The 26,283-nt window shown below is 68.7% G+C and carries 23 protein-coding genes; 6 read left to right on the top strand and 17 right to left on the bottom strand.

Annotated features, from left to right (window positions below):
* The first annotated feature begins 75 nt into the window (after positions 1–75).
* Positions 76–1,227 (top strand): ScyD/ScyE family protein, encoded by a 1,152-nt coding sequence (locus tag ABIC21_RS15390; protein WP_354351254.1) that lies wholly within the window; start codon positions 76–78, stop codon positions 1,225–1,227.
* 99 nt (positions 1,228–1,326) lie between these two features.
* Here ABIC21_RS15390 and rbfA read toward each other — a convergent pair whose 3' ends face one another.
* The 5 genes from rbfA to rimP form a co-directional block, all read right to left on the bottom strand.
* Positions 1,327–1,836: a 30S ribosome-binding factor RbfA gene (gene rbfA, locus ABIC21_RS15395; RefSeq protein WP_354351255.1), complete on the bottom strand. Its 510-nt coding sequence runs from the start codon at positions 1,834–1,836 to the stop codon at positions 1,327–1,329.
* Positions 1,837–2,078: 242 nt separating this feature from the next.
* A complete protein-coding gene (gene infB / locus ABIC21_RS15400) occupies positions 2,079–4,991 on the bottom strand; it encodes a translation initiation factor IF-2 (protein ID WP_354351256.1) in 2,913 nt (970 codons plus the stop codon).
* Positions 4,992–5,143: 152 nt separating this feature from the next.
* A complete protein-coding gene (locus ABIC21_RS15405) occupies positions 5,144–5,485 on the bottom strand; it encodes a YlxR family protein (RefSeq protein WP_354173791.1) in 342 nt (113 codons plus the stop codon).
* A gap of 265 nt (positions 5,486–5,750) precedes the next feature.
* Entirely contained in the window at positions 5,751–6,731 is a 981-nt protein-coding gene (nusA, locus tag ABIC21_RS15410; protein WP_354351257.1) for a transcription termination factor NusA, read from the bottom strand.
* On the bottom strand, positions 6,731–7,348 hold the full coding sequence (gene rimP, locus ABIC21_RS15415; RefSeq protein WP_354351258.1) for a ribosome maturation factor RimP: 618 nt from the start codon (positions 7,346–7,348) through the stop codon (positions 6,731–6,733). Before rimP ends, nusA begins: the two co-directional genes overlap by 1 nt.
* Positions 7,349–7,453: 105 nt before the next feature.
* On the opposite strand from rimP, the gene ABIC21_RS15420 reads away from it, so the two are divergent.
* The 3 genes from ABIC21_RS15420 (at position 7,454) to ABIC21_RS15430 (ending at position 10,919) form a co-directional block, all read left to right on the top strand.
* Positions 7,454–8,644: a ferritin-like domain-containing protein gene (locus ABIC21_RS15420; RefSeq protein ID WP_354351259.1), complete on the top strand. Its 1,191-nt coding sequence runs from the start codon at positions 7,454–7,456 to the stop codon at positions 8,642–8,644.
* Positions 8,645–8,896: 252 nt separating this feature from the next.
* Entirely contained in the window at positions 8,897–9,628 is a 732-nt protein-coding gene (locus tag ABIC21_RS15425; RefSeq protein ID WP_354351260.1) for a VIT1/CCC1 transporter family protein, read from the top strand.
* Positions 9,629–9,782: 154 nt separating this feature from the next.
* Positions 9,783–10,919, top strand: a complete 1,137-nt coding sequence (locus ABIC21_RS15430; RefSeq protein WP_354351261.1) for an aminoglycoside phosphotransferase family protein — start codon at positions 9,783–9,785, stop codon at positions 10,917–10,919.
* Between the two features lie 86 nt (positions 10,920–11,005).
* Here ABIC21_RS15430 and ABIC21_RS15435 read toward each other — a convergent pair whose 3' ends face one another.
* The 8 genes from ABIC21_RS15435 to ABIC21_RS15470 form a co-directional block, all read right to left on the bottom strand.
* On the bottom strand, positions 11,006–12,433 hold the full coding sequence (locus tag ABIC21_RS15435) for a pyridoxal phosphate-dependent decarboxylase family protein (RefSeq protein ID WP_354351262.1): 1,428 nt from the start codon (positions 12,431–12,433) through the stop codon (positions 11,006–11,008).
* Positions 12,434–12,474: 41 nt separating this feature from the next.
* Positions 12,475–13,269, bottom strand: coding sequence for a sulfite exporter TauE/SafE family protein (locus ABIC21_RS15440; protein WP_354351263.1), 795 nt, complete (start codon positions 13,267–13,269; stop codon positions 12,475–12,477).
* An 18-nt stretch (positions 13,270–13,287) separates the two neighbouring features.
* The gene (locus ABIC21_RS15445; RefSeq protein WP_354351264.1) at positions 13,288–15,099 is read right to left on the bottom strand and encodes a proline--tRNA ligase; all 1,812 of its coding nucleotides are present in this window, start codon (positions 15,097–15,099) and stop codon (positions 13,288–13,290) included.
* Positions 15,100–15,491: 392 nt separating this feature from the next.
* A complete protein-coding gene (locus ABIC21_RS15450; RefSeq protein ID WP_354351358.1) occupies positions 15,492–16,379 on the bottom strand; it encodes a GNAT family N-acetyltransferase in 888 nt (295 codons plus the stop codon).
* Complete coding sequence (gene ispG, locus ABIC21_RS15455) at positions 16,342–17,508, bottom strand: flavodoxin-dependent (E)-4-hydroxy-3-methylbut-2-enyl-diphosphate synthase (RefSeq protein WP_354173800.1); 1,167 nt, start codon at positions 17,506–17,508, stop codon at positions 16,342–16,344. The genes ABIC21_RS15450 and ispG overlap by 38 nt, the downstream gene beginning before the upstream one ends.
* Before the next feature lie 38 nt (positions 17,509–17,546).
* Entirely contained in the window at positions 17,547–17,840 is a 294-nt protein-coding gene (locus tag ABIC21_RS15460; RefSeq protein ID WP_354351265.1) for a YciI family protein, read from the bottom strand.
* Between the two features lie 60 nt (positions 17,841–17,900).
* Positions 17,901–18,392: a hypothetical protein gene (locus tag ABIC21_RS15465; protein ID WP_354351266.1), complete on the bottom strand. Its 492-nt coding sequence runs from the start codon at positions 18,390–18,392 to the stop codon at positions 17,901–17,903.
* Positions 18,389–19,156, bottom strand: a complete 768-nt coding sequence (locus tag ABIC21_RS15470; protein ID WP_354351267.1) for a MarR family transcriptional regulator — start codon at positions 19,154–19,156, stop codon at positions 18,389–18,391. Before ABIC21_RS15470 ends, ABIC21_RS15465 begins: the two co-directional genes overlap by 4 nt.
* A 288-nt stretch (positions 19,157–19,444) precedes the next feature.
* Here ABIC21_RS15470 and ABIC21_RS15475 point away from each other — a divergent pair, with 288 nt between their 5' ends.
* Positions 19,445–19,912: a hypothetical protein gene (locus ABIC21_RS15475; protein ID WP_354351268.1), complete on the top strand. Its 468-nt coding sequence runs from the start codon at positions 19,445–19,447 to the stop codon at positions 19,910–19,912.
* On the opposite strand, the gene ABIC21_RS15480 is transcribed toward ABIC21_RS15475, so the two are convergent.
* Positions 19,896–21,227, bottom strand: coding sequence for a M50 family metallopeptidase (locus ABIC21_RS15480; protein ID WP_354351269.1), 1,332 nt, complete (start codon positions 21,225–21,227; stop codon positions 19,896–19,898). The two genes, ABIC21_RS15475 and ABIC21_RS15480, sit on opposite strands and share 17 nt — an antisense overlap.
* An 18-nt stretch (positions 21,228–21,245) precedes the next feature.
* Positions 21,246–22,430 (bottom strand): 1-deoxy-D-xylulose-5-phosphate reductoisomerase, encoded by a 1,185-nt coding sequence (gene dxr, locus ABIC21_RS15485; protein ID WP_354351270.1) that lies wholly within the window; start codon positions 22,428–22,430, stop codon positions 21,246–21,248.
* A gap of 208 nt (positions 22,431–22,638) precedes the next feature.
* Here dxr and ABIC21_RS15490 point away from each other — a divergent pair, with 208 nt between their 5' ends.
* Positions 22,639–24,129 (top strand): lipase maturation factor family protein, encoded by a 1,491-nt coding sequence (locus ABIC21_RS15490; protein WP_354351271.1) that lies wholly within the window; start codon positions 22,639–22,641, stop codon positions 24,127–24,129.
* 107 nt (positions 24,130–24,236) lie between these two features.
* Here ABIC21_RS15490 and ABIC21_RS15495 read toward each other — a convergent pair whose 3' ends face one another.
* On the bottom strand, positions 24,237–25,769 hold the full coding sequence (locus ABIC21_RS15495; protein WP_354351272.1) for a tripartite tricarboxylate transporter permease: 1,533 nt from the start codon (positions 25,767–25,769) through the stop codon (positions 24,237–24,239).
* A complete protein-coding gene (locus ABIC21_RS15500; RefSeq protein WP_354351273.1) occupies positions 25,762–26,283 on the bottom strand; it encodes a tripartite tricarboxylate transporter TctB family protein in 522 nt (173 codons plus the stop codon). The genes ABIC21_RS15495 and ABIC21_RS15500 overlap by 8 nt, the downstream gene beginning before the upstream one ends.

A 26,283-nucleotide genomic window follows, 5' to 3' on the forward strand; every position in this document is an offset into this window, starting at 1 on the left:
GATCCGGTCGCCATAACACCGGTCTCAAGGGTCTCAACGATGTGGATACCTCATCACTCGCCCCGGGAGCCAACCATGAGAAAGAAATTGTCATTGCTCGCCACGGCGGCCACCGCCGCCGTGTTCCTCGCGACCGGGTCAGCTGCGGGCGCAGCCCCCGACGGCGCCTCGGGACGGAACGCCGACGGCGCGGCACCGGTTCTGCTCACTGGCGGGCTGGTGGGTCCGCTGCATGTCAGCGCCGGGCATGACGGCTCCGTCACCGTCAGCGAATCGTTTGCCGGCCGGCTGACCCGGGTCGACTCCGGGGGCAACCACACCGTCCTCTACGAAACCCCTGACTGGAGCGTTGCGGGCAACGCCCAGCGCGGTGACAGGACGTATTTCCTGGAGAGCCAGGGCGCCGGACCCCACCCGGCTGAGTTGGCCGGGCACGTCCGTATCATCGACGACGACGGGAGCCAGCGGACCCTGGGCGATTTCGCCGCCTTGGAAACCAAGGAGAACTCCGACGGCGACACCCGGTACGGCTACCGCGACCTGCCGATGGGGTGCGCCGCCGAACTGCCGGCCAATATGCCAGAGACCTATATGGGTGAAGTTGATTCACATCCATACGGCATCGCCGTCACCGAGGGGACCATCTACGTCGCCGATGCCGGGGCGAACAGTGTCGTGACCGTGGATACCCGGAACGGCGAGACGGCGACCGTCGCCGTGCTGCCGCCGCGGCCCTACAAGATCACCCCGGAGGCTGCGGCCTCCAACGGGCTGCCCGACTGCGTCGTGGGAACGACTTATGACTTCGAGTCCGTTCCGACCGATGTCGCCGTGGGGCCCGACGGCCAGCTGTACGTCACCTCACTCCCGGGCGGCCCGGAAGATCCGGCGCTCGGCCCCCGCGGGGCGGTCTTCAAAGTGGACCCGGACAACAACGAGGTGGATCTCGTGGCAGATGAGATCATGTCGCCCACGGGCCTCGCCCTGGGCGTGGACGGCGAGCTGTACGTTGCCTCATTGTTCGGCGACGGTGTGCTCAGGATCGACCCGGACTCGGGCGACCGGACGGTGGTGCTCGCGGCCGGATTCACCGCCGACGTGGTCCTCCGCGGAGACACCCTTTATGCCACGGTCAACGCCCTGCCCGGACCCGAGGGCGCGCCCGACGGCCAGGTGATGTACGTGAATGTGCGGGACGGCCGACATGACGGGGCCGCCGCGACCTGACAGAGCAGTGCTATCGCCACACGGAAATGGCCGGCCCCGTACGGGGTCCGGCCATTTACTCGCAGAACTTCAGTGTTTCAGGACTGCGTCGGTGCTGGGCTACTTGTTACGGTCCTCGTCGACGTCGTCCTCGTCGATGAGGTCCAGGTCCTCTTCGTCGAAGTCGTCCTCGTCGAGCTCCACGTCCTGCGGAGTATCGCTCTTGTAGGGGTCAGCATCGCCGGCGTGCTTTGCGCTGGCGGCAAGAGCGGCCACCTCGGCGTCGCGCTTCTTCGCAGCCCGGAGCAGTTCCTCCAGGTTGGACGCGTTGACCGGGATCTGGTCCGCCACGAACTCCAGCGTCGGGGTCAGCCGGACGGTGACGTTGCGCCCGACTTCCTGCCGGAGCACACCCTTGGCTTTCTCAAGCCCCTTGGCGGCCTCGGCCTGGACCAGCTGGTCACCGAACACGGTGTAGTAAACCGTGGCGTGCTGCAGATCATTGGTGACACGCGCATCGGTAACGGTGACGCCCTCAAGCCGGGGATCCTTGACCCTCCGGCCCAGGGCCTCAGCAACAACAACCTTAATTCGCTGCGCCAACTTGGCAGCCCGTGCGGGATCAGCCATTTCCACTCCTAAAAATTTGGATGTACGACGGCGCCTGTTGGGCGGGGTCGCTCGTTTCAGTTTTCTGCCACGCACTACGGCGAGTCAACGACGGACCCGTTGGATTCTTTCCGGCGGCCAGGGAGTGGCATCGGGCCTGCCGGAGCCGGGCGGTTTGCGATCGAAGATCGAAAACCGTCCGGCGAAGGGGCGGGGCCGCCGGAAAGAATCCAGCGGCCCCGCACCTGTAACGCTAGGACACTCTAGACGCGCGGCTTTTCGCGCATCTCGAACGTCTCGATGGTGTCACCCTCGGTGATGTCGTTGAACGAGCCAAGACCGATACCACACTCGAAGTCCGTGCGGACCTCAGTGGCGTCGTCCTTGAAGCGCTTGAGCGTCTCAACCGTGAGGTTGTCACCGATGATCTTGCCGTCGCGGCTGACACGGGCCTTCGCGTTGCGTCGGATAACACCCGAGCGGACGATCGAGCCTGCAATGTTGCCGAACTTGGAGGAACGGAACACTTCGCGGACCTCGGCGGTGCCAAGCTGGACCTCTTCGTACTCCGGCTTGAGCATGCCCTTGAGGGCTGCCTCAATGTCATCAATTGCTGCGTAGATGACGGAGTAGAAGCGCATGTCCACGCCTTCGCGGTCTGCCAGTTCGGCAACACGCTCGGCGGGCTTGACGTTGAAGCCGATGATGACGGCGCTGTCGACCGTAGCCAGGTTGACGTCGTTCTGCGTGATCGCACCGACACCGCGGTGGATAACGCGGAGCTGGACACCCTCGCCGACGTCGATCTTGAGCAGCGCGTCTTCGAGGGCTTCCACGGCACCGGAAACGTCACCCTTGAGGATGAGGTTGAGGGTGTCGATCTTGCCATCGGCGACGGCCTGGTCGAAGTCTTCCAGGCTGATGCGCTTGCGGCGCTTGGCCAGTGCGGCGTTGCGGTCCGCAGCTTCACGCTTCTCGGCGATCTGGCGGGCGGTGCGCTCGTCGGCGGTCACGAAGAACGTGTCGCCGGCGCGCGGGACGTTGGACAGACCCAGGACCTGCACGGGGCGGGACGGGCCGGCCTCGGTCAGGGCACTGCCGTCGTCGTCGAACATCGCACGGACGCGGCCGTGGGCCGTGCCTGCCACGATGGTGTCGCCGACGTGCAGGGTGCCGGACTGAACCAGGACGGTGGCCACGGAACCGCGGCCCTTGTCCAGATTGGCTTCAATCGCGATACCGCGGGCGTCCTTGTTCGGGTTGGCGCGCATGTCCAGGGCGGCGTCTGCGGTGAGCAGAACGGCCTCGAGCAGCTCGTCGATGTTCAGGTTCTGGCGGGCAGAGACCTCCACGAACATGGTGTCGCCACCGTATTCTTCCGGAACCAGTCCGTACTCGGTCAGCTGGCCGCGGACCTTCTCCGGGTTGGCGCCTTCCTTGTCGATCTTGTTCACGGCCACGACGATCGGCACGTTGGCCGCCTGGGCGTGGTTGAGGGCTTCAACGGTCTGCGGCATAACGCCGTCGTCCGCTGCGACCACGAGGATGGCGATGTCGGTGACCTTGGCACCACGGGCACGCATGGCGGTGAACGCCTCGTGGCCCGGAGTATCGATGAAGGTGATCTTGCGATCGGTGCCTTCATGCTGGTGCGTGACCTGGTAAGCACCGATGTGCTGCGTGATGCCGCCGTGCTCGCCCGCCATAACGTCGGACTTGCGGATGGCATCGAGCAGGCGGGTCTTACCGTGGTCAACGTGACCCATGACGGTGACAACCGGAGGACGTGCCTCGAGGTCTTCATCGCCTTCGGCTTCCAGTTCGGCTTCGAAGTCGATGTCGAAACCGGAGAGCAGCTCGCGCTCCTCGTCCTCCGGGGACACGACCTGGAGCTTGTAGCCAAGCTCCTCGCCCAGCAGGGCGAAGGTCTCTTCATCCAGCGACTGCGTGGCGGTAGCCATTTCGCCGAGGTGGAAGAGCACGGTCACCAGCGCGGCGGGGTTCGCCTCGATCTTGTCGGCAAAGTCCGTGATGGACGAGCCACGGCGAAGCCGGACTACGGTGTTGCCGTCGCCGCGGGGCACACTGACGCCACCCAGCGACGGAGCACTCATCTGCTCGAGTTCCTGGCGCTTGGCACGCTTCGACTTGCGCTGCTTGCCACGGCCTGCGCCGCCCTTACCGAAGGCACCCTGGGTGCCACCGCGACCGCGGCCGCCCTTACCGAAGCCACCGCCGGCCGGAGCGCCGCCACCGGCACCGGGAGCACCGGTACCTGGAGCGCCACCCGGACGGCCCGGACCACGGGCTCCGCCGCCGGGACGGCCTGCACCAGCGGGTGCGGGACGTTCGGTGCGGTTCGGCATCATGCCGGGAGTCGGACGGTTTCCGCCGGCCCCTGCCGGACGGCCAGCGCCGGCCGCGCCGGCCGGACGCGGTGCGCCCGGACGTGCACCCGGAGCGCCGCCGGTGCGGGGAGCACCGGGACGGGGACCGCCAGCGCCTGCTGCGGGACGGGGACCGCCGGGGCGTTCGCCCTCGGTGCGGCTTCCGCCCGGACGCGGCATGCCCTGGGAAGGAGCGAACGGGTTGTTACCCGGACGCGCGGGACGTTCGTTGTCGCCGCCGCGGCCCCGGGGCATGCCCTGGGACGTAGCGAACGGGTTGTTGCCGGGACGGGGACCGCCCGGGCGGGGTGCCGAGCCACCCTGGCGTGCCGGAGCAGCCGGGGTTTCAGCCTTGGGGGCCGGACGTGCGCCGGGCTTGGCGCCCGTCGAGGGCGCAGCCGGAGCCTGGGCGGCGGGAGCCGACGGAGCGGCCGGTGCTGCCGAGGGAGCTGCCGGGGCGGCACTGGCTGCCGGAGCAGCTGCTGCCGGAGCCGGAGCTTCAGTCTTGGTTTCTGCAGCCGCAGGCGCTGTCGGTGCAGCCGGGGCCGGCGCGGGCGCCGGACGGTTTGCCGAGGGGCTGGCGGGTGCCTTGGGGGCGGACGCGGGCGCTTCGGACTTCGAAGCTGCTGCTGCGTCGGGGAACGCGTTGCGGAGTTTCCTCACAACGGGGGCCTCAATGGTGGAAGAGGCAGAGCGAACGAATTCGCCCAGTTCCTGCAGTTTGGTTACTGCATCTTTGGAAGTAATACCGAGCTCTTTAGCAAGCTCATGTACGCGGACCTTGGCCACATTTCTCCTGTCTCGGTCCGCACCGAGCCAGGCACGAACCGTCTACTTCTTACTGCGGACCTCCGCCGCGAGTGCAGCTGAAAGGTCCATTGCAGAGCGCAACAAAGTTGTCATCGTTGCGCACTCATCGCTGGGAACTCATCGGGTTTCCATCAGTTTTCTGACCCGCTTTCAGGTTGGACGGTTGTTGCCGCGGCCACCGGGGTGTCCACGGCTTGCGTGCCCGCCATGATCCGGCGTTCGACGTCGGCTGTTCCGGCAGCGCCGTTGAGGGCGCGTCCGAACGCTCGACGTTTGACCGCCAGTGCCAGGCACTTTTCGCTGGGGTGCAGCCATGCACCCCGGCCAGCCATCCGGCGTCGTTCATCCACTACGACGGCGGATGAACCGCTGCCGTCGGCGACGAGCCGGAGTAGCTCCGACCGCGACCCCTTTTTCCGGCATCCGATGCAGGTACGCTGCGGCTGATTCTCGAGGTGTTGCACGTGTGCCACTTACGAGTATCTTCCTGCCAGTACATATCTGCCGGTCCCGGACTTCCAGAGCCTGCCTGGCCAAGGGTTGGGATCAACACCTTCGCCGGACGCAAAACCCGGACGCGTAAGGGACACGCGGATACCGGCCGTTAGGCGCGGTCATGTCTATTCTAGCCCCTCAAGCGCCCGGGCCCCGAACTTGCGGGGACACGGACGCTGGCGGGCGGGCCGGAACTACGGCCTTATTGTTGTGGCCCTCCTGCGGGGGCCACTGATTTGGAGCCTATTTGTCGCGGCTGACCGCGGCGTCCGAGACGATGTCGATCCGCCAGCCGGTGAGCTTGGCGGCGAGACGCGCGTTCTGGCCTTCCTTGCCGATGGCGAGGGAGAGCTGGTAATCCGGGACCACAACGCGGGCCGAGCGGGTTGCCTCGTCCGTGATGGTGACCGAATTCACCCGCGACGGGGAGAGCGCACTGGCGATGAACGTCGCCGGATCGTCGCTGTAATCGACGATGTCGATCTTTTCGTCGTTGAGTTCGTTCATGACCGCACGGACGCGCGACCCCATTTCGCCGATGCAGGCGCCCTTGGCGTTGATGCCGGGGTTGTTGGCCTTGACCGCCATCTTGGTGCGGTGCCCGGCTTCACGGGCGAGGGCGACGATTTCCACGGAGCGGTCCGCGATTTCCGGAACTTCCATTTCGAAGAGCTTCCGCACGAGGCCCGGGTGGGACCGGGAGAGCGTAATGGACGGGCCCTTGGTGCCGCGGTGCACGTCGATCACGAAGGCGCGGAGCCGGTTGCCGTGGATGTACTTCTCCCCCGGCACCTGCTCGGGCGGCGGCAGCAGCGCCTCCACCGTGCCCAGGTTGACCTGGATCATGTGCGGGTTGTTGCCCTGCTGGATGGTTCCGGCCACCAGTTCGCCCTCGCGGCCCTTGAACTCGCCGAGGACGTTGTCGTCCTCAACGTCGCGAAGGCGCTGCAGGATGATCTGCCGTGCGGTGCTGGCGGCGATGCGGCCGAAGCCGGCGGGAGTGTCCTCGAATTCGCCGATGGGGGCGCCGTCGTCGTCGATCTCCGTGGCCCAGATGGTGACGTGCCCGCTCTTGCGGTCCAGTTCGGCCCGGGCCTTCTCGAAGGCTCCCGGCGTCTTGTGGTAGGCCACCAGCAGGGCCTGCTCGATCGTCGGAATCAGGAGATCCAGCGGGATTTCACGCTCACGCTCCAGGAGTCTCAGTGCGCTCATGTCAATATCCATTAGGCCTCCTCAGAAGGTCCATTGTTTGCGTTCTCCAGGCCGGCCTCTTCGAGGTGGCTGAACTCTATTTCGACTTTTCCGCTGCGGATCTTGTCGAAAGGAAGCTTGATGGGCTCGCCCTGCTTGGGCTTCATGCCCTTTTTCACGGTGATCTCGGGGATCAGGGTGACGCCGTCGTCGTCGACGGACTGAACCCGGCCGGTGACGTTCTCGCCCTGCAGGACGTTGACCTTGACCATGCGGCCGCGGGCGCGGTGCCAGTGCCGCTCTTCGGTGAGGGGACGGCCGACGCCGGGCGAGGAAACCTCAAGCTCGTACGGGCGTGCGTCAGTGCTGGGATCGTTGTCCAGCATGTCGGAGAGGGTCTTGGAGATCTCCGCGATGACGTCGAGACCGACGCCCCCCGTTTCCTCCTGCGGCAGGTCCACCACTACGTGGACCACGCGGTTGGCTCCGGCGACGTGAATGGAAACGTCCTCCAGATACAGCCGGTTTGCCAGGACCTCGGGCTCCAGGAGGGCATGCAGCCGCTCGGCCTCGAAGTTGTGAGCGGGTGCGGCTTCAGCCTTACCCGTCCCGGTCCGGTCTGTTGAAGTCGTGGCTTCTGCGTTGGTCATGATGCCGGCCGCCTCCCGTTAGATGATGTTGTGTGTACTAGCCTAGCGATTTTCCGGGCGCCGTGGTGCACGTAGTTCCCGGCCGGCATGACAACATGGTCTGTTGTGAAAGACGACAGCGGGGAAAAGCAGCGGCGGAAGCTCATTCCCCGCATCGCGCTCCTGGCCTGCCTCGCCCCCGTGGTCCTGAGCCTCGGGATCGCGCTGAGTCCCGGAAGTCCCGAGGAGCCCGCCGAACCGCCGTTTTCCGAACAGGCAAGGTCCGCCGCGCTGGCTGAAACCATGGGGCTGCGTGCTGCCGGCGAGGAACTGGCCGCGTCCGCCTCCGGCGACGCGAAGCCTGCCGTGGCGCAGACTGTGAGTTTGCTGACAAGCCAGGCCCGGGCCCTCCTGCTGCCGGGCCAGGACGACCCTGCTTCGCTTCTGCCTCCGGGGCCGGCCACACCGTCGACTGCTCCCTCTGCTGGGCAGTCTGCCTCTGCCTCTGCCGGCCAGTCTGCGGCTCCGCTGCCCTCGTCGGCGGCCGCGCTGGCCACCGAACTGGCGGACAGCGCCGCGCAACGGCTGGCCGACGCTGCCGTGACCGACGGCGGCATGGCCCGCCTGCTCTCCTCCGTCGGGACCGCCCAGCTGCTGCAGGCGTCCTCCCTCGCCGCGGCCGCCGGGTCGCCGGCCCCGGCGGTGCCCGACCCGGCCGCACCCCAGCTCTCCGGCGCGTGCCCCAGCGCTGCGGCGTCGCCGTCGTCCTCCCCTGCGGATGCATCCGGGCCGTCGTCTTCCCCTGATGCATCGGGGCCGTCGTCCTCCCCTGCGGATGCATCGACCGCCTCGGCGGGAGCCGACGGTGGCGCCGCCACCCTGCCCGGAGCGCTGGCGGCCGCTGTACGGACCGAGCTGGAGACCGTCTACGGCTACCAGGTGGCCCTGACCCGGCTGAACGGCGAAGCGGCCGCCCTGGCGTCGGAGCAGCTCGCCCGGCACGAGGCCCTCGCCGCCGGCGCCGAGGCGCTGAGCAGGGTGCATTGTGCCCCGGTGCCGCCGCGCGAAGCCGGATACACCATGGAGCAGGACTTCCTGGCGTCTCCCGCCGCCGGCCTGGGCCGGTTGGAGGCCTCGGCGCTGCCGGTCTACGGCGACCTGGTGGCATTGAGTGAGGGCCAGACCCGCCAATGGGCGATCGCGGGCCTGGTCGGTGCCGCACGCCGGTCCGCCCTCTGGGGTGCGGGGGCAGGGGTCCTTCCCGGCCTGGCCGCGGACCCGGCGGGCTTCCCCGAGCTGCCAACACCGAGCCCGTAGCGGACCGGCTGGCGGGTGGTGTTGGGCATCGGCCGTGCGGGGTGACTTTGACGTCCGCAGACCGCGAATCCTGCTCTAATTGCGGCGTGTCCGTGTCAAAGTGCCCCCGCTGCGCCGATAGAGGTCCGGGGTACAGGACCCGCGGCATTGATGCAGCGGAAGCGGGGCGTTGGGAGGACCGTCGCGCGCAGGAAGTGCTTACTTAGGCTCGTCATACTGGCCGGCTGCGGTTGCCGGTGCTTTGCTGTAGTCATGGACAGTCAAGCCGCCCCCATCCAGCATGACAACGAGCCCCACCACAATGACATCGCGCACCGTCTGAACTGGCTGCGCGCGGGTGTGCTGGGCGCCAACGACGGCATCGTTTCCGTCGCAGCGATTGTGGTCGGTGTCGCCGGCGTCACCACAGAGTCCGGACCCATCCTCATCGCGGGTACCGCAGGCGTGGTCGGCGGCGCCATCTCGATGGCCCTGGGCGAATACGTCTCGGTAAGCAGCCAGAAGGACAGCCAGCGGGCCCTGATCGAGAAGGAACGCCGGGAACTGGAGGAACAGCCCGAAGAGGAGCTCGAGGAACTCGCCGCGATCTACCAGGGCAAGGGCCTCAGCGCCGACACTGCCCGGACCGTGGCCAGGGAACTCACCGCGCACGATGCCCTCGGCGCCCACCTGTCCGCGGAACTGCACATCGACGAGACGGACATTGTCAGCCCGTGGCACGCCGCGTTTGCCTCCGCCGCGGCCTTCCTGGTCGGTGCGATCCTCCCGATGCTTGCCATCCTGCTCCCGCCGGAGGACATCCGTGTTCCGCTCACCTTCGTGGCCGTGCTGGTCGCCCTGGCCCTGACCGGGGCCGTCGGCGCGTGGATCGGCGGCGGCTCAAAGACGAAGGCCGCCGTGCGGGTGGTGATCGGCGGCGCCGCAGCGCTCATCGCGACGTTCCTGATCGGCAGCTGGCTCGGGGCCAGCGGCATCACCGTCTGACCGTCCTGCTTCGCCGGCCGGATGCTGCCGGGCTGACAATATGGAGTCTGCCCCGGCAGGACCAGCGACATGGCCCTCCTTGGCCCGGCCTGCCGACCGGTGGCCCGCCGCATCCAGCGGTTCCGGTACGCCCTCAGCAACTACGCTGGATTCGATGAACCCGTCAGCAGACCTCCCGATCCCGCCCGACCTCAGCCGCCGCTACGGTGGCAGTTCCACCGGCCGCGACTGGCTTTCCTCCCTGCCCCGGCTGGTCCGGCACTGCCGGGACCAGTGGCAGCTCGAGCTGGACCTCGCCCCCGGTGCCCTGCCGTGGAATGGGCACGGGGCCATCGTGGTCCCGGTGCGGCTTCGCGCCAGCGCCCGCACCAACGGCAGCGGCGGGGCCGGCACCGAAACTAGGGAGACCGACACCAGCACCGAGTTCCGCGCAGCAACCTTGGGTGCTGCACACCAGGCGGCCGTCCTGAAGATCGCTTATCCGCACGACGAAGCCCTCGTGGAACCGCAAGCCCTGGCTCTCTGGAACGGGCACGGGGCGGTCCAGCTGCTGGCGCACGACGCCGGGGCCGGTGCGCTGCTGCTGGAGCGCCTCGACGCCGCCCGTTCCCTGCAGGACGTGCCCCTGGAAGAGGCGGTCCCGGTGTGGGGCGCACTCGTCCGCCGGCTGAGCTTGGTCCCCGACGGACGCCCGGAATGGCAGGATTTCGACCACGTGGCGGCCCGGGCCGAGCAGTGGAGTGACGAGTTGCCGGAGAGCTGGGAACGGCTGGGCCGGCCGTTCCCGCGCTGGCTGCTGGAGGCCGCGCTTGAGGTCTGCCAGACCCGCGGGGCCGTCGGGCGCCGCTCCGGGGCCGATGTGCTGGTCCATACCGACCTGCACTATCTGAACATCCTGGCCCGGCTCCGCGGTGCGGAACGTCAGGGCGGCGGAGGTGAACCGGCCGATGGCTGGGCCGCGATCGATCCGCAGCCCATGATCGGCGAGGCGGAATTCGCGGTGGCACCGTTGCTGTGGAACCGGATCGGTGAGCTGTCCCGGGCGGATCCGGAACGGGGCCTGCGGGAGCGCTGCCGCGACTTCAGCGTGGCCGCAGGGCTCGACGCCGAGGTGGCCCGGCAATGGAGCCTGGCCCGCGAGGTCGAGAACGCGCTCTGGTACGCCTCGAAGCCCCCGCGCGAGGGCGACCTCGCCCGTTCGCTCTGGGTGGCCAGCACCCTCGCCGGCCGCACGCTCCCGGACCTGCCCGCGCCCCACGAGCTGCCGGCGCCGGGGGAAGCCGCCGGCTAGCTGCTGCGCGCGCGGACCGCCGCCACGGCGTCCCGCTCAGCCTAGTTCGGGCGGCCGCGGACCGCCGCCACGGCGTCCCGCTCAGCCTAGTTCGGGCGGCCGCGGACCGCCGCCACGGCGTCCCGGACAGCGGCGACGGCGACGGCCACGTCGGCGTCATCCGTGCTCCAGTTGCTAACGGAGATCCTGAGGATGTCGCGGTCCCGCCAGCGCGACCCGGACATCCAGACCCGGCCGTCGGCGATGATCCGTGCCGTCACCGCACGGGTCGTGGCGTCGTCGCCGAAGGCCAGCGAGACCTGGGTGTAGTCGACGTCGTTGAGCACCTCGACGCCGTCCAGCGCGGCCAGCTGCTCGGCCAGTTGCCGGGCGTGCAGCACCAGCCCGCGGACCTGGGCGACGACGCCGTCCCGGCCCAGCGATTTCAGCGCGGCCCACACCGGCACCCCGCGGGCCCGGCGGGACAGCTCGGGCACCGACTCGAAGGGGTCCGCCGCGCCGTCAGCGTCCTGGATCAGGTAGCTGGTGTGCAGGCCCATGGCCGCGCGCAGCGCCTGGGCGTCCCGGACCACCGCGATTCCGCAGTCGTAGGGCACGTTGAGGGTCTTGTGCGCGTCGGTGCCCCAGGAATCGGCGCCCCGCAGCCCGGCGGTCAGCGCGGTGAGCTCCGGGACGGCGGCAGCCCAGAGCCCGAAGGCCCCGTCCACGTGGACCCAGGCGCCGCGCGCTTTGGCGACGGCGATTGCCTCCACGAACGGGTCAAAGGCTCCGGAGTGCAGGTTCCCGGCCTGCAAGCTGACCAGCAGCGGGGCAGGGCCCGATCCGGCGGCTGAGGCCTGGTCAACGGCGCTGGCCAGGGCGCGGTCCAGCTCCCACGGGTTGATGCGGCCCTGCCGGTCCACGGGGACCACCGTGGGCCGCCCCAGCCCCAGATACCGCAGGACGAGGTCGATCGAGTCGTGCCGTTCCTGGCCCACGAAGCAGTGGACCCGTGGGGCGCCGAAGAGGCCGTCGCCGTCGAGGTCCCAGCCGGCGTCGGCCATGAGGCGCCAGCGCGCCGCCGCCAGCCCGGCAAAGTTCGCCATCGTGGCGCCGGTGGCGAACCCGACGTCGCACTCTGCCGGAAGCCCCAGCAGCTCCAGCAGCCACCCTCCGGCGGCCTCTTCGATGGCCGCCGCGGCCGGGGACCCGTACCGGAGCACCGCGTTCTGGTCCCAGGCGCTGACCAGCCAGTCCGCGGCCAGCGCCGCCGGCAGGGTGCCGCCGATGACCCAGCCGAAGAACCGTCCGGAGGGCATAGCCATCAGCCCGGGCTCGGCCTTCGTTGCGAGGTAGTCCACCACCTCGGCCGCCGGCGTCCCTTCCCGCGGCAACGGCCCGCCGAAGTCGGCCGCGAGGTCTGTCGCCGTCACGCGCGGGCCCACGTGCCGGGTTTCCTGGCTCTCCAGCCACTGGCGCGCGTGCCGGGCCGCGGCCTCCAGGGCGTCGCTATAGCGTTCAACAGGAGCTGACATAGCTGCATGCTACGCCCGCGGCCAGGCGACGGGCAGGGGCTTTAGGCGACGTTCTCCTGCCAGATGTCCGAGCCGAGCTTGATGATCAGGGCACCCACGACGGCCAGGAACACGATGCGGATGAACTTGTTCCCCTGCTTGACGGCGGTCCGGGCCCCGAGGTAGCCGCCGGCCATATTTGCCACGCCCAGGACCAACCCGAGACCCCACAGCACGGCACCATGCGGCACAAAGAACAGCAGGGCCCCGGCGTTGGTGGCCATGTTCACGATCTTGGCCTTGGCGCTTGCCTCGAGGAAGGCGTACCCCATCGCCGAGACGAGCGCGATGATCAGGAAGGACCCGGTGCCGGGGCCGATCAGTCCGTCATAGAACCCGATCACGCCGCCGATCAGGCACGCCAGGACATAGTGCCGGTGGCCGTTGTGCCGCAGCCTGGTCAGCTCGCCCACATTCGGGCGGAAGGCCGTGAACAGCGCGACGGCGACGAGCGCCACCACGATAATCGGTTTGAACACGCTCGCCGGGAGGTTCGCGGCGAGCACCGCCCCGCCGAAGCTGCCGGCCATGGCTATCACCGCCATCGGCAGCGCGGTCCGCAGGTCCGGCCGGACCCGGCCGTAGTACGTGACGGCGCTGGTGGTGGTGCCGAAGATCGACCCCATCTTGTTCGTCGCCAGCGCCTGCACCGGGCTGATGCCCGGAACCAGCAGCATCGCCGGGAGCTGGATCAGTCCGCCGCCGCCGACGACGGCATCGACCCAGCCCGCGGCGAAGCCGGCGACCACGATCAGGATGAGGGTGCTGAGCTCGATCGATTCGAGTCCGGAAACCACGCCTGGACGGACTGCGGGTCAGCTGTTGCGGACGGCGTCGACCACGTAATCGACGGCCTTCTCAACGGCGATGTTTTCGGCGTTTCCGCTGCGGCGGTCCTTGATCTCGACAACCCCGTCCACCAGGCCGCGGCCGACGGCAAGGATGGTCGGCACCCCGACGAGTTCGGCGTCGCCGAACTTCACGCCCGGGGACACCTTGGGGCGGTCGTCGTAGATCACGTCGAGGCCGGCGGCCTCCAGTTCGAAGGCCAGCTTCTCCGCGGCGGCGAAGATCTCCTCGCCGCGGCCCACGGCCACCACGTGGACGTCGGCCGGGGCGACGGCGCGCGGCCAGATGAGGCCCTTGTCGTCGTGGTTGGACTCGGCGAGGGCCGCGACGGCGCGGGTGACGCCGACGCCGTAGGAACCCATGGTCACCACGACCTGCTTGCCGTTCTGGTCCAGGACCTTCAGATCCAGGGCTGCGGCGTATTTGCGGCCGAGCTGGAAGATGTGGCCCATTTCGATGCCCCGGGCGGTTTCCAGCGGGCCGGAGCCGTCGGGGGCCTCGTCGCCGGCGCGCACGTCGGTGCACTCGATGACGCCGTCCCAGCCGAAGTCGCGGCCGGCGACGAGGCCGAAGACGTGCTTGCCTGCCTCGTTGGCGCCGGTGACCCAGGCCGAGCCGCTGACAACGCGGGGATCCACGAGGTAGAGCAGCTTTGCGGCGCCCTCGGTGCCCAGCAGCGGCGCGTCCAGGGACATGCCGGGGCCGAGGTAGCCCTTGACGATGAGGGGTTGTTTCTTGAGGTCGTCGTCGTTGGCGGCTTCGAGCGTGATCTCGCCGGCGATCGGCAGGAAGGACCCGATGTTCGCTTCGACGCGCTTGAGGTCGACGCCACGGTCGCCGCGGAGGCCGATGACGACGAGCTGGCGTTCGCCGGTCGGCAGGGTGACGGCGAGGACGACGTTCTTGAGCGTGTCGGCGGCGGTCCAGTCGCCGCCGTCGGCCTCGGTGCGGGGCACCAGAACGTTGGCTGCGTCCACGAGGGTCTCGATGGTGGGGGTGTCCGGGGTGTCCCGGACCTCGGCGGCCGGGGCGTTGCTGAAGTCGATGTCCGCGGGGACCACGGTGGTGACGGCCTCGACGTTGGCTGCGTAGCCGCCGGCGGAGCGCACGAAGGTGTCCTCGCCGATCTCGGTGGGGTGCAGGAATTCCTCGCTTTTGGAGCCGCCCATGGCGCCTGCGGTCGCGGCCACCGGAATGACCTCGAGGCCGAGGCGCTCGAAGATCTTCAGGTAGGCGCCGCGGTGCGCGGCGTAGCTGGCGTCCAGGCCGGCGTCGTCGACGTCGAAGGAGTAGGAGTCCTTCATGATGAATTCACGGCCGCGCAGCAGGCCAGCCCGCGGACGTGCCTCGTCGCGGTACTTGTTCTGGATCTGGTAGATGCTCAGCGGCAGGTCCTTGTACGAGGAGTACAGGTCCTTGACCAGCAGGGTGAACATTTCCTCGTGCGTGGGGGCCAGCAGGTAGTCGTTGCCCTTGCGGTCCTTGAGCCGGAAGATGCCGTCGCCGTACTCGGTCCACCGGTTGGTGGCTTCGTAGGGTTCCTTGGGCAGCAGCGCCGGGAAGTGCACTTCCTGGGCGCCGATGGCGGACATTTCCTCGCGGATGACCGTCTCCACCTTGCGCAGCACGCTCAGTCCCAGCGGAAGCCAGGTGTAGATGCCCGGGGCGGCCCGGCGGATGTACCCGGCGCGGACCAGGAGCCGGTGGCTGGCCACCTCTGCGTCGGCGGGATCTTCACGCAGCGTGCGCAGGAACAGCTTGGAGAGTCGAAGGACCACTGGGTATCTATCCGTTTCTGGGAAGGTGCGGGGCAAAGCAGAAAAGCTAGGTACTAATCTACCGTCAGCCCGGACGCAGAAGAGCCACGCCATAACGCAAGGAAGCCCCTGGCCGTTCCCGGCTGGTCATCCTGTCATGGCGTGGCTCTGCGGCCCCCAGTTCCGCTGACTCTCCGGCTGTGGGCCCCCTGGTGTTGCCCTCAAGGGCGTCTGCATCCCGGCAACTGCACCCGTGGAAACACGTGCCCATGCGACACGGCTAGGTCGAACCTATGTGACGCAGGGCACGAAAACAAGAGTCCGCATCCAGATATTATCTTGAATGCGGGTGTTACTGCTGGTTCAGAAGTGCACTGCAGTAAACTGCGAGCCGGGGCCAAGGAACGCTCGGGTCAGAAGAGCACGGTGGCGAACCTGCCGACCTGGCGGAAGCCGACGCGCTCGTAGGTGGAACGGGCGCGGGTGTTGAAATTGTTGACGTAGAGGCTGGTGACCGGGGCGAGGGTTTGGGCCAGGACGACGGCGGCGGCCATGTATCCGGCGCTGAGGCCCTGGCCGCGGAACTCCGGGTTCATCCAGACTCCCTGGACCTGCGTCACTTCCGGGGTGACCGCACCAAGCTCGGCTTTGAAGACCACCTCGCGCGCGGGGTCCAGGTGGACCATGGAATGGCCCTCGCGGATGAGGCCCTTGACCCGGCGGCTGTAGTACTCCCGGCCGCCCAGGTACGGCGAGTACCCCACTTCCTCCTCAAACATTGCCGCGCACGCGGGGAGGATCTTGTCGAAGTCCGCCAGCTGGCCGAAGCCCAGCTGCGGATTGGGGGCCACGTCGGGGGGCCCGGAGATCGTCATCAGCGGCTGGTCGTCGCGGATCTCATGGGCCGTCTGACCGAACTGTTCCAGCCCGGAGTACAGTGCCAGGACCGTGTCGGCCGGGCCGAAGATCGAGGCATACCGGCGCCCGGAGCGGTGGGCGGCCGCCGCGACCGCACCGGCCAGCTCGGGGTCCAGCTGCACCGGGACCAGGTTCGCGCCGGCCCAACAGGCACCCAGGAGGGTGCCGCCGTCGAACACGCCGAGGATGCTGGCACCGCCGGTGGTGGGTGCGGCCGAACCGGCGGTGGCCAGATGGGACAGGATAAAGACATTGGCGACGTCGTCCTGCCGCGCCAGGTCCACCAGCTGGGATGTGTCCGAGCCCCCCAGGGTCCGGACTGCGACGCCGGGAGCGGCGCCGTCCTTACGAGACGCTAACCACGGGGCTACCCTTGACAGCATCTTCGCCATCGGCCTCCCCCATCTCTTCAGCGATACGCATGGCCTCTTCGATCAGTGTCTCAACAATCTGGTTCTCGGGCACAGTCTTGATGACCTCGCCCTTCACAAAGATCTGACCCTTGCCGTTGCCCGAGGCGACACCGAGGTCGGCCTCGCGGGCTTCGCCCGGTCCGTTGACGACGCAGCCCATCACGGCAACGCGCAACGGGATCTCCATGCCTTCCAGCCCTGCTGTGACCTGCTCGGCCAGCGTGTACACGTCCACCTGGGCGCGGCCGCAGGACGGGCAGGAGACGATCTCGAGTTTGCGCGGGCGCAGGTTGAGCGACTGCAGGATCTGGTTGCCGACCTTGATTTCCTCCACCGGCGGGGCGGAGAGGGAAACGCGGATGGTGTCACCGATGCCGCGGGACAGCAGGGCGCCGAAGGCCGTGGCCGACTTGATGGTGCCCTGGAAGGCGGGTCCTGCCTCGGTGACGCCGAGGTGCAGCGGCCAGTCGCCCTGTTCGGCGAGCATCTCGTAGGCGGCGACCATGATGACCGGGTCATTGTGCTTGACCGAGATCTTGAAGTCGTTGAAGCCGTGCTCTTCGAACAGCGACGCCTCCCAGACCGCTGACTCCACGAGGGCCTCCGGGGTGGCCTTGCCGTACTTCTTCAGGATTCCGGGCTCCAGCGATCCGGCATTGATGCCGATCCGGATCGAGGTGCCGTGGTCCTTGGCGGCGCGGGCGATTTCCTTGACCTGGTCATCGAACTTGCGGATGTTGCCGGGGTTCACCCGGACCGCCGCACAGCCTGCCTCGATGGCGGCAAAGACGTACTTGGGCTGGAAGTGGATGTCCGCGATCACGGGGATCTGGGACTTCCGCGCGATGATCGGCAGCGCCTCGGCGTCGTCCGCGGACGGGCAGGCGACCCGCACAATGTCACAGCCGGAGGCGGTGAGTTCGGCGATCTGCTGCAGAGTGGCGTTGATGTCCGTGGTGGGCGTCGTGGTCATCGACTGCACGCTGATCGGCGAATCGGAGCCGACGCCGACCGAACCCACCTTGATCTGGCGGGTCTTGCGGCGCGGCGCGAGGACGGGGGGCGGTGCTGACGGCATTCCCAGGCTGACCGAGGTCACATGGACTCCTTGTATCGAAGTAGGTCTGGCGGGGACGGCTAGGCTGCGTGGCCGGCGAGGAGGCCGGTCAGGGGAGCCCAGATCATCGTGCGGGTGCCGGAGATGGCACCGGCGGCGGCGAAGGGATCCTGCTTGAGGACCTCGTTCAGGGCCTGCTCGTCGGCAGCCTTGAAGATCAGCAGGGCACCGGCGCCGTCACCGTACGGGCCGCTGGCGAGCAGCGTTCCGTCCTGGGCAAGTCCAGCGGTCCATTCGCGGTGCGCCGGGCGCGTGGCGTCGCGGGCCTCGGAGGATTCGGCGTCGTATACGTACTCAACAGCAAAAACAGTCATACGGATACACTATCGCCCCGCCGGCCAGGTACCCATCCGGGCGGGCGGCCGGGGCCGGCGTCAGCCGAGGAAGAGCACCTTGGCCAGGGCGGCGACCCCGGCTGCCCACAGCAGGGAGGTCAGGGTGCCGATGATGAACCGCTCCGCGGCGACCGGGGTCTCCTTCAGCTCGGCGAAGCGGCCCAGGCCCTTGATTGCGACGACGTAGGCGATGGCGACCGGTTCGCCGGCGAGGATCGCGAGGCAGACCGCCAGGCGCTCCAGCACCCCGATGATTGCGCCGCCGCGCAGGATCCTGACGCTGCTGACCGACAGTGCTGCGGGGCCCGCCGCCGGGGCAGCCGTGCCGGGGGTGGCGGCCGTGGATGCGGGACCGGTGGCAGCGGGATCAACGGTGACGTCCGCCGCGGGGTCGTTCGCCGGGTCGGAGGCTCCGGCACCCGCGTCCTGCCGGTCGTCGATGGTCCGGGCGAGCCGGAAGACCAGGGCCGTCACCGGCCACCCGACGAAGCCGGCGGTGAGCAGGGTCAGGGTGATCCAGAGCGCGTTCACCGGTCTCCTTCCGTGCTGTCCCGGGGGCGGGTGTCCGGGTGCAGGGGCCCGCCCGCGTCCGAAGCTCGGTCCGCGGGCTGCCCGCGGGGGTCATCGTTGCCGGCGATGACTCCGTGGGCGAAGGCCAGCAGCATTTCCGCCGCAGGCCTCGCGGCCCATTCTTCCTGCCAGCCGGAGCGCAGCAGCGCACGGCTCACCGACTGTTCGGTGATTCCCAGTTCCTGGGCAGCGATTTTCTGCGTGCCGTGCGTGCCGGCGTGGCCATGCTGCACCGAGCGCAGCACATCCACGACCTTCCACTGGGCGGCCGTCCGGTCCTGGACCAGGCGTCCGATCAGCCGCAGCACCGCCTCGGCGTTGGCGCAGGCGCGGGCGCCGGCGGATCCTGCGGGCGAGGGCGCAGCCTCTCCCCTGCGCAGGCCGCCGGAGACGACGGCGACGGGCACGTGCGCGGCGCCGGATTTGGCCTTCTCGACGGCCACGCGCGCCGCCACGAAGGCGGGCCCGGATCCTTCCCGCGGGCTGGCAGGCAGCGGCAGGTCCACCGCCCCCACCCCGATTCCCACGTACCAGCGTCCGCTGCGCAGGGCATGCAGCGCGATCTCGACGACTTCGTCCGGGCGTTCCACGACCCCCTGGACTTCGTCGCCGACGGACCGCTCGAAGCGCCCGGCAGTGGAGAGCCCGGCCAGCTCCGCCAGGAGTGCCGGGACGCGGTCGACGTCGGCGCTGCTGCCGCGCTGGTCGATGGTCATCACGTACATAGCCCCACCCTAAAGGGCTGATCTCTCAGAATCAACCACTTTCAACTGATTACCAGAAATAAGCCTAAATGAGCTGATGATTGAGAATCAGTGCTATCCGGTTAGCCCAAGAGCGGCTGCCGGGCTGCCAGGGCCGACGGGGGCGCCCGGGGTGGGGCCCGCCCGGGGCACCTGGCGGCGGTCCGGGGGCAGGTTGCCGGAGCCGGGGCTACTGCCGGGCCCGTTGACAGTCGAACCGCGCCGGTCCAGTCTGGGGCACATCAACCACGACGCCGGGGGGGTGGGAGGGTGCCGGAAGCAGCGGATACAGCGTTCATCGCCTTCGGCCTTGGCACCCAGACCCTGCTCGCCGCTTTCTTCGCCGCGCGGCGGTGGCGTCCCCGGCTCGCGGACCGGTACGGCTGGCTGGCCTACGCCGTCGCCGGACTTGGTCTGCCGCTCGGCATCTGGTTCCTTGCCGGCGGGCAGCCGTGGCGGCTGTACACGGGCCCGCTCCTGCTCGGCTGCTGGGCAGCCCTTGGCAGCTATCTCGACCTCTGGCGCCGCATGGAATGGCGCTCACCGCCCAGGATGGGACTGCTGATCCCCTACGTGGCGCTGTACTTCTGGGCGCAGATGTTCCTGTGGTGGCCGCTCTGGGACCTCCAGCGCGGCGCGTGGGCGGCTTTCCTGGTCCTGTTTGTGGTCAACACCGCCCTGAACCTCAAGGGGCATTTCGGCAGGCCGGCAGGCCGCAGCGTCAGCCGAAGAGGTTGACCGGCTTGACGATGTCCGCGTAGATCAGCAGGGCGCCCATGCCCATCAGGAGCACCGCCACCACGTAGGTGACCGGGAGCAGCTTGGCGATATCGAACGCGCCGGGGTCCGGGCGGCCGAAGAGCTTGGCGATCCTGCGGCGGGCCCCTTCGTACAGCGCGCCGGCCACATGGCCGCCGTCGAGCGGCAGCAACGGAATGAGGTTGAAGACGGCCAGGGCGAAGTTCAGTCCGGCCAGCAGCCCCACCAGGGTGGCCACCCGGGACTGCATCGGCACCTGCTCCATCGCGGCGACCTCCCCGGCCACGCGGCCCACCCCGACCACGCTGATGGGCCCGTTGGGGTCGCGCGGCGCTTCGCTGAACGCCGCCTCCGCCACGCCGGCCACCCGGGCCGGCAGGTTCAGAACGACGCCGGCGATCTGCTTGATGTTCTCGCCCGCCATCGGCAGGACAGTCGACGCCGGCTGCGGGACCAGGGCGGTCTGCGCACCGATGCCCAGGAAGCCGACATCCTGATACTGGAGGGTGCCGTCGGCGTTTTTCGCCTGGCGGCCGTCGTCGCCGACCACGGGACGCGCGGAGAGGACCGGTGTGACGGAGGTGGTGACCGGGACGCCGTCGCGCTCCACCGTGATGCTGACCTGCCGGTCCGCGGACGCACGGATCCAGCCGGTGAGTTCATCCCAGCTGGTCACGGCCTTGCCGTCGAAGGAGGTGATGACGTCGTTGGGCAACAGGCCCGCGGCGGCGGCGGGCGTGAGCCGGCAGTCGGCGGAGTCCGGGTCCACGGTTTCGCCGGCCTTGACCTGGCATTTGGAGACGTCGGCGACGGTGGTGGTCTGGGTGGCGATGCCGAAGCCCATCAGCAGCACGGCCGTCAGCCCGAGTCCGATGAGCATGTTCATGGCCGGACCGCCAAGCATCACCACAATCTTCTGCCAGACCGGCAGCTTGTAGAAGACGCGGTTCTCGTCCGCGGGACCGACTTCCTCGTGCGCCAGCGAGCGGGCGTCCGAGGCGAGGGACTGGAACATGCCGGTGCTGGAGGTGCGCACGGTGCCGTCGTCCTTGTTCGGCGGGTACATGCCGATCATGGAGACGAAGCCGCCCAGCGGGATGGCCTTGAAACCGTATTCGGTCTCGCCCTTCTTGCGGGACCAGAGTGTGGGCCCGAAGCCGATCATGTACTTGGTGACACGGACCTTGAACAGCTTGGCCGGCAGCAGGTGGCCCACCTCGTGCAGGGCAATGGACACGGCGATGCCGATCGCCACAAAGACGACACCGAGGATAAAGAGGAGGACGGGACTCATGCTTCGATCTGCTGCTTCCTAGACGCTTCTGACGGCTAAACGTTCGTGGGTGCGGGCGCGTGCCCATCTTTCAGCATCCAGCACGGACTCCACCGTCAGCCCGGAGGACCCTGTGTGTTCGCTGAGTACTGCTTCGATGGTATCGACGATGTCGGTGAAGCGGATCCGGCCGGCGTGGAAGGCCATCACGGCTTCCTCGTTCGCGGCGTTGAAGACAGCCGGGTAGGTGCTCCCCTGTTTGGCGGCATCCTTCGCCAGTCCGACGGCGGGGAACGCCCCGGTGTCCAGCGGCTCGAAGGTCCAGCTGGTCGCCTGGGTCCAGTCGCACGGGCGGGCCGAGCCGGGGACGCGGTCCGGCCAGCCCAGGCCCAGCGCGATCGGCAGGCGCATGTCCGGCGGGGAGGCCTGGGCGATCGTGGAACCGTCGATGAACTGGACCATTGAGTGGACCACGGACTGCGGGTGGACCACGACGTCGATCCGGTCCAGCGGGATGTCGAAGAGCAGGTGCGCCTCGATGACCTCCAGGCCTTTGTTGACCAGGCTGGCGGAGTTGGTGGTGACCATGAGGCCCATGTCCCAGGTGGGGTGCGCGAGGGCGTCCTGCGGGGACACCTCGTGCAGCTCCTCCCGGGTCTTGCCGCGGAAGGGCCCGCCGGAGGCCGTGAGGATCAGCCGGTCCACCTCGGCCGCGGTGCCGGAGCGCAGGCATTGGGCGATGGCGGAGTGTTCGGAGTCGACCGGGACGATCTGGCCTTCGCGGGCCGCGGCTTTGACCAGGGCGCCGCCGACAATCAGGGATTCCTTGTTGGCCAGGGCCAGGGTCGCGCCGGATTTGAGCGCGGCCAAGGTGGGCGCCAGGCCGATGGAGCCGGTGATGCCGTTGAGCACGACGTCGGCCTCGATCCCGGCGATCCGGGTGGACGCGTCCGGCCCGGTGATGATCTCGGGACGGTAGCCGCTCACCCCGGCCGCGCCGGCGGCGTCGTCGATCAGGGCCTGGAGGGCGCCCGGGTCGCCGGACGCCACGCCGACGGCCTGGGCCCGGGTGTGGACGGCCTGCCGGGCCAGGAGCTCAAGGTTTCCGCCGCCCGCGCTGAGCGCCACCACCTCGAAAAGGTGCGGGGCGCCGTCGACGACGTCAATCGCCTGCGTGCCGATGGAACCGGTGGACCCGAGGAGGACGATCTTGCGCGGCTGCATGGTTCCAGTATCCCGCACCGCGTTCGGTGCTCGCGTTGCCGTGCGCGCGGCCCAGCCCGGCCATCCGGGGGCACATTGCGACCGGACGGGCCGTCGGATGGCCGTAAAGCCCTCGTTGGCGCTTCGAAGCCGCCCCGGACGGGCGCCGGACCTGTGACGGATGTGGCCGCACGTTGACGCCGCGGACCGCAGGCGTAACGTGGGGATCGTGGAGTGGACGGCCTGGTTTGACGCGCCGGAGTACGAGTTCGCCCGGCAGGTGCTGCAGCGCGGCATCGCCACCCTCTACCTTGTGGCCTTCCTGTCCTCGCTCAACCAGTTTCCGGCCCTCCTCGGCGAGCGCGGGCTGTTGCCCGTGCCGGAATTCCTGGCACGCTTCAGCCCCCTGCGCCGGCCCACCCTGTTCAGCTGGCGCTACTCGGACCGGCTGCTGCGCGCGGTGTGCTGGGCCGGCATGGCGATTTCCGCCACGCTTGTCCTGGGCCTGCCGCAGCTGGGCCCGCCGTGGGTTCCCCTGCTGGCGTTCCTGGCGCTGTGGCTGCTGTACATGTCGATCGTCAATGTGGGGCAAACGTTCTATGGCTTCGGCTGGGAAATGCTCTTGCTCGAGGCCGGGTTCATTGTGGCCTTCCTGGGCTCCAACCAGACTCCCCCGCCGCGGACCATCCTGATCCTGCTGGCCTGGCTGGTGTTCCGCCTGGAGTTTGGCGCGGGCATGATCAAGATCCGCGGCGGCCGGGAGTGGCGTGACCTGACAGCCCTGTACTACCACCACGAGACCCAGCCGATGCCGGGGCCGCTCAGCCGGCAGGCGCATTTGCTGCCCAAGGCGTGGCACCGGCTGGAGGTCCTGGGCAACCATTTCGCGCAGCTGGTGGTGCCGTTCTTCCTCTTCGCCCCGCAGCCGCTGGCCAGCGTGGCCGCAGGAATCATCATCTTCACGCAGCTCTGGCTGGTGGCGAGCGGGAATTTCGCGTGGCTCAACTGGATGGCGATCCTGCTCGCCTTCGCCGCGGTCAGCGACCCGGTGGCCCATGCCCTGGTCCCGGCGGTCCCGCTCGACTGGCACCCTGCGGCCGCAGGCACAGCGGCGGGCGGCTCGGCGGCCGCGGCGGCCGGCAGCCAGGCACCGGTCGCGTGGCTCGTGGTGGTCCTGGTCGCCACCGTCTTCCTCGTGGTGCTCAGCTACCGCCCGATCGAGAACCTGTTCTCCCACTACCAACTGATGAACGCCGCCTTCAACCGCTGGCAGCTGGGAAACACCTACGGCGCCTTCGGCACGGTGACGAAGCAGCGGATCGAAATCGCCGTGGAAGGGACGCTCTCCGCGGAGCCCGACGACACCGCGGAGTGGCGGGAATACGGCTTCCGCGGAAAGCCCGGCGATGTCCGCCGGATCCCGCGCCAGTGGGCGCCCTACCACCTGCGCCTCGACTGGCTGATGTGGTTCCTGCCGCTGCGCACCGTGCACGAGGAGTGGTTCTATGCCTTCCTGGCCAAGCTGCTGGAGGCGGACCGCCCCACACTGCGCCTGTTGCGGCATGATCCGTTCGACGGCGCCCGGCCCCGCTGGGTGCGGGCCCGCAGCTACCTGTACCGCTTCGCCACCCGGAAGGAATTCCGCGTCACGGGCCAGCGCTGGATCCGGATCCCGCTGCACGAGTCGATCCCGCCGCTGTCCCTGCCGCCGAATGACTGAGCCGCCGAGGGGACACAGTTTCGTTGGACTGGGTCCCGTCGGACACAGATGGCCGGAATGGTGGTCACCATTCCGGCCATCTGTGTCGGATCAGGAGAGCATCCCGCCTAGACGGACAACTCGTCCTTAACCGGCGCAGCCTCCAGGGACGCCTGCCGCCGCCGCAGCCACCAGGAGCCTACGAAGATGAGGGCCATGGAGATGTAGACGACCACCGCGAACGGCGAGGAGAACAGCGCCGTCGGATCGTTCTGGGAGAGCTGCAGCGAGCGCCGCAGCTGCACTTCGAACATCGGCCCGAGGATCATCGCCACCACCATGGGCGCCACGGGGTAGCCGTAGCGGCGCATGAAGTAGCCCAGGATGCCCACGATCAGCAGGACCCCCACGTCGGCCGCGGCAAAGTTCACCGAGAAGGCGCCGAGTGCCGCGAAGACCAGGATGCCGGCGTACAGGTAGGGCCGCGGGATCTGCAGGATCTTCACCCACAGGCCGACCAGCGGCAGGTTCAACACCAGCAGCATCAGGTTCCCGACGTACAGCGAGGCGATCAGGGTCCACACCAGCGCGCCTTGGTTCTCGAAGAGCAGGGGCCCTGGCTGGATCTGGTAGCGCTGGAACGCGGTGAGCATCATGGCCGCGGTCGCCGTCGTCGGAATGCCGAGCGTCAGCAGTGGGACCAGGACGCCGGCGGCAGCGGCATTGTTCGCCGCTTCCGGACCGGCCACGCCCTCGATGGCGCCCCTGCCGAACTGTGCCTTGTTCTGGCCCTTGGCCAGTTTCCGCTCTGCGGCGTAGGACAGGAAGGTGGACACGTCCGCGCCGCCCGCCGGCACCGTACCGATGGGGAAGCCGATGAAGGTGCCCCGCAGCCAAGGCTTCCAGGACCGTTTCCAGTCCTCCTTGGACAGCCACGCGTTCTTGCCCTTGCTGACCGGGATGACCTCCACCGGCCCGTGCCGCAGCTTCGAGGCCACATAGAGGGCCTCCCCGAGGGCAAACAGGCCCACGGCCACGAGGACCATGTCGACGCCGTCGACCAGGGTGGGGTTGTCGAACGTGAAGCGCTGCTGCGCGGTGCTGTCATCGATGCCGATCATCCCGATGAACAGCCCCAGGGCCAGTGACGCGAGGCCGCGCAGCACCGAGGCGCCCAGCAGCGCCCCGACGGTGAGGAACGCCACGATCATGAGTGCCACGTAGTCCACGGGCCCCAGGCCCACGGCGAGTTCCGCGACGACCGGCGCCAGGAAGGTCAGGAGAACCGTCGCGATGGTGCCGGCGACGAACGAGCCGATCGCCGCCGTCGCCAGTGCCGCAGCGCCGCGGCCGGCCTTGGCCATCTTGTTGCCCTCGAGCGCTGTGACGATCGAGGACGACTCGCCCGGCGTGTTGAGCAGGATGGAGGTGGTGGAGCCGCCGTACATGCCGCCGTAGTAGATGCCGGCGAACACAATCAGGGCGGCCGCGGGATCCAGTGCGTAGGTGATGGGCATCAGCAGCGCCACCGTCATCGCCGGACCGATGCCGGGAAGCACGCCGACGGCGGTGCCCACGAAGACGCCGCCCAGGGCGTACAGCAGGTAGACCGGCTGCAGCGCCGTCGAGAAGCCCTCGAGGAGCATCATGAAGCTATCCATTGAAGAACGACACCCCCTCAAGCAGCGGGCCCGGCGGCAGGGAGACGCCCAGCAGCCCCCCGAAGACGTACTGCAGCACGAGCGCCAGCACCACGGAAATGATGACCGCCTTCCAGAGCGGCTTGGCCTCAAGGGTCCAGGCCGCACCGCTGAACAGCACGGCCGCGGCAACGGCCCAGCCGGCCGGTTCGATCAGGAAAATGTGGAGCACCACGAAGCCCACGAGCTTCGCAAGGGCCACCCAGTCGGTCCTGGCAGTAACGTCGAGGTCTTCGCTTTCCTCGGCCTGGCCCACCTTGCCGCGGAACACCTGGGCGACGATGCCCGTGCCAACGAGCACCAGCATGGTGCACACGATGTAGGGGAAGGCCCGCGGGCCGATGCCGGTCTCCGACGGCGGGATCGGAATGGACCCCGCCGTCAGGAGGCCCGCTGCGCCCACGCTCACGAACACCAGGGCGAAGAGGATCTCCCCCGTGGGCCGCTTGGCGGGCGTGCTGACTTGGGTGGACAT

Origin of the sequence: Pseudarthrobacter sp. PvP090, assembly GCF_040547365.1 — a bacterium.
In the GTDB taxonomy this organism is placed as follows: Bacteria; Actinomycetota; Actinomycetes; order Actinomycetales; family Micrococcaceae; genus Arthrobacter.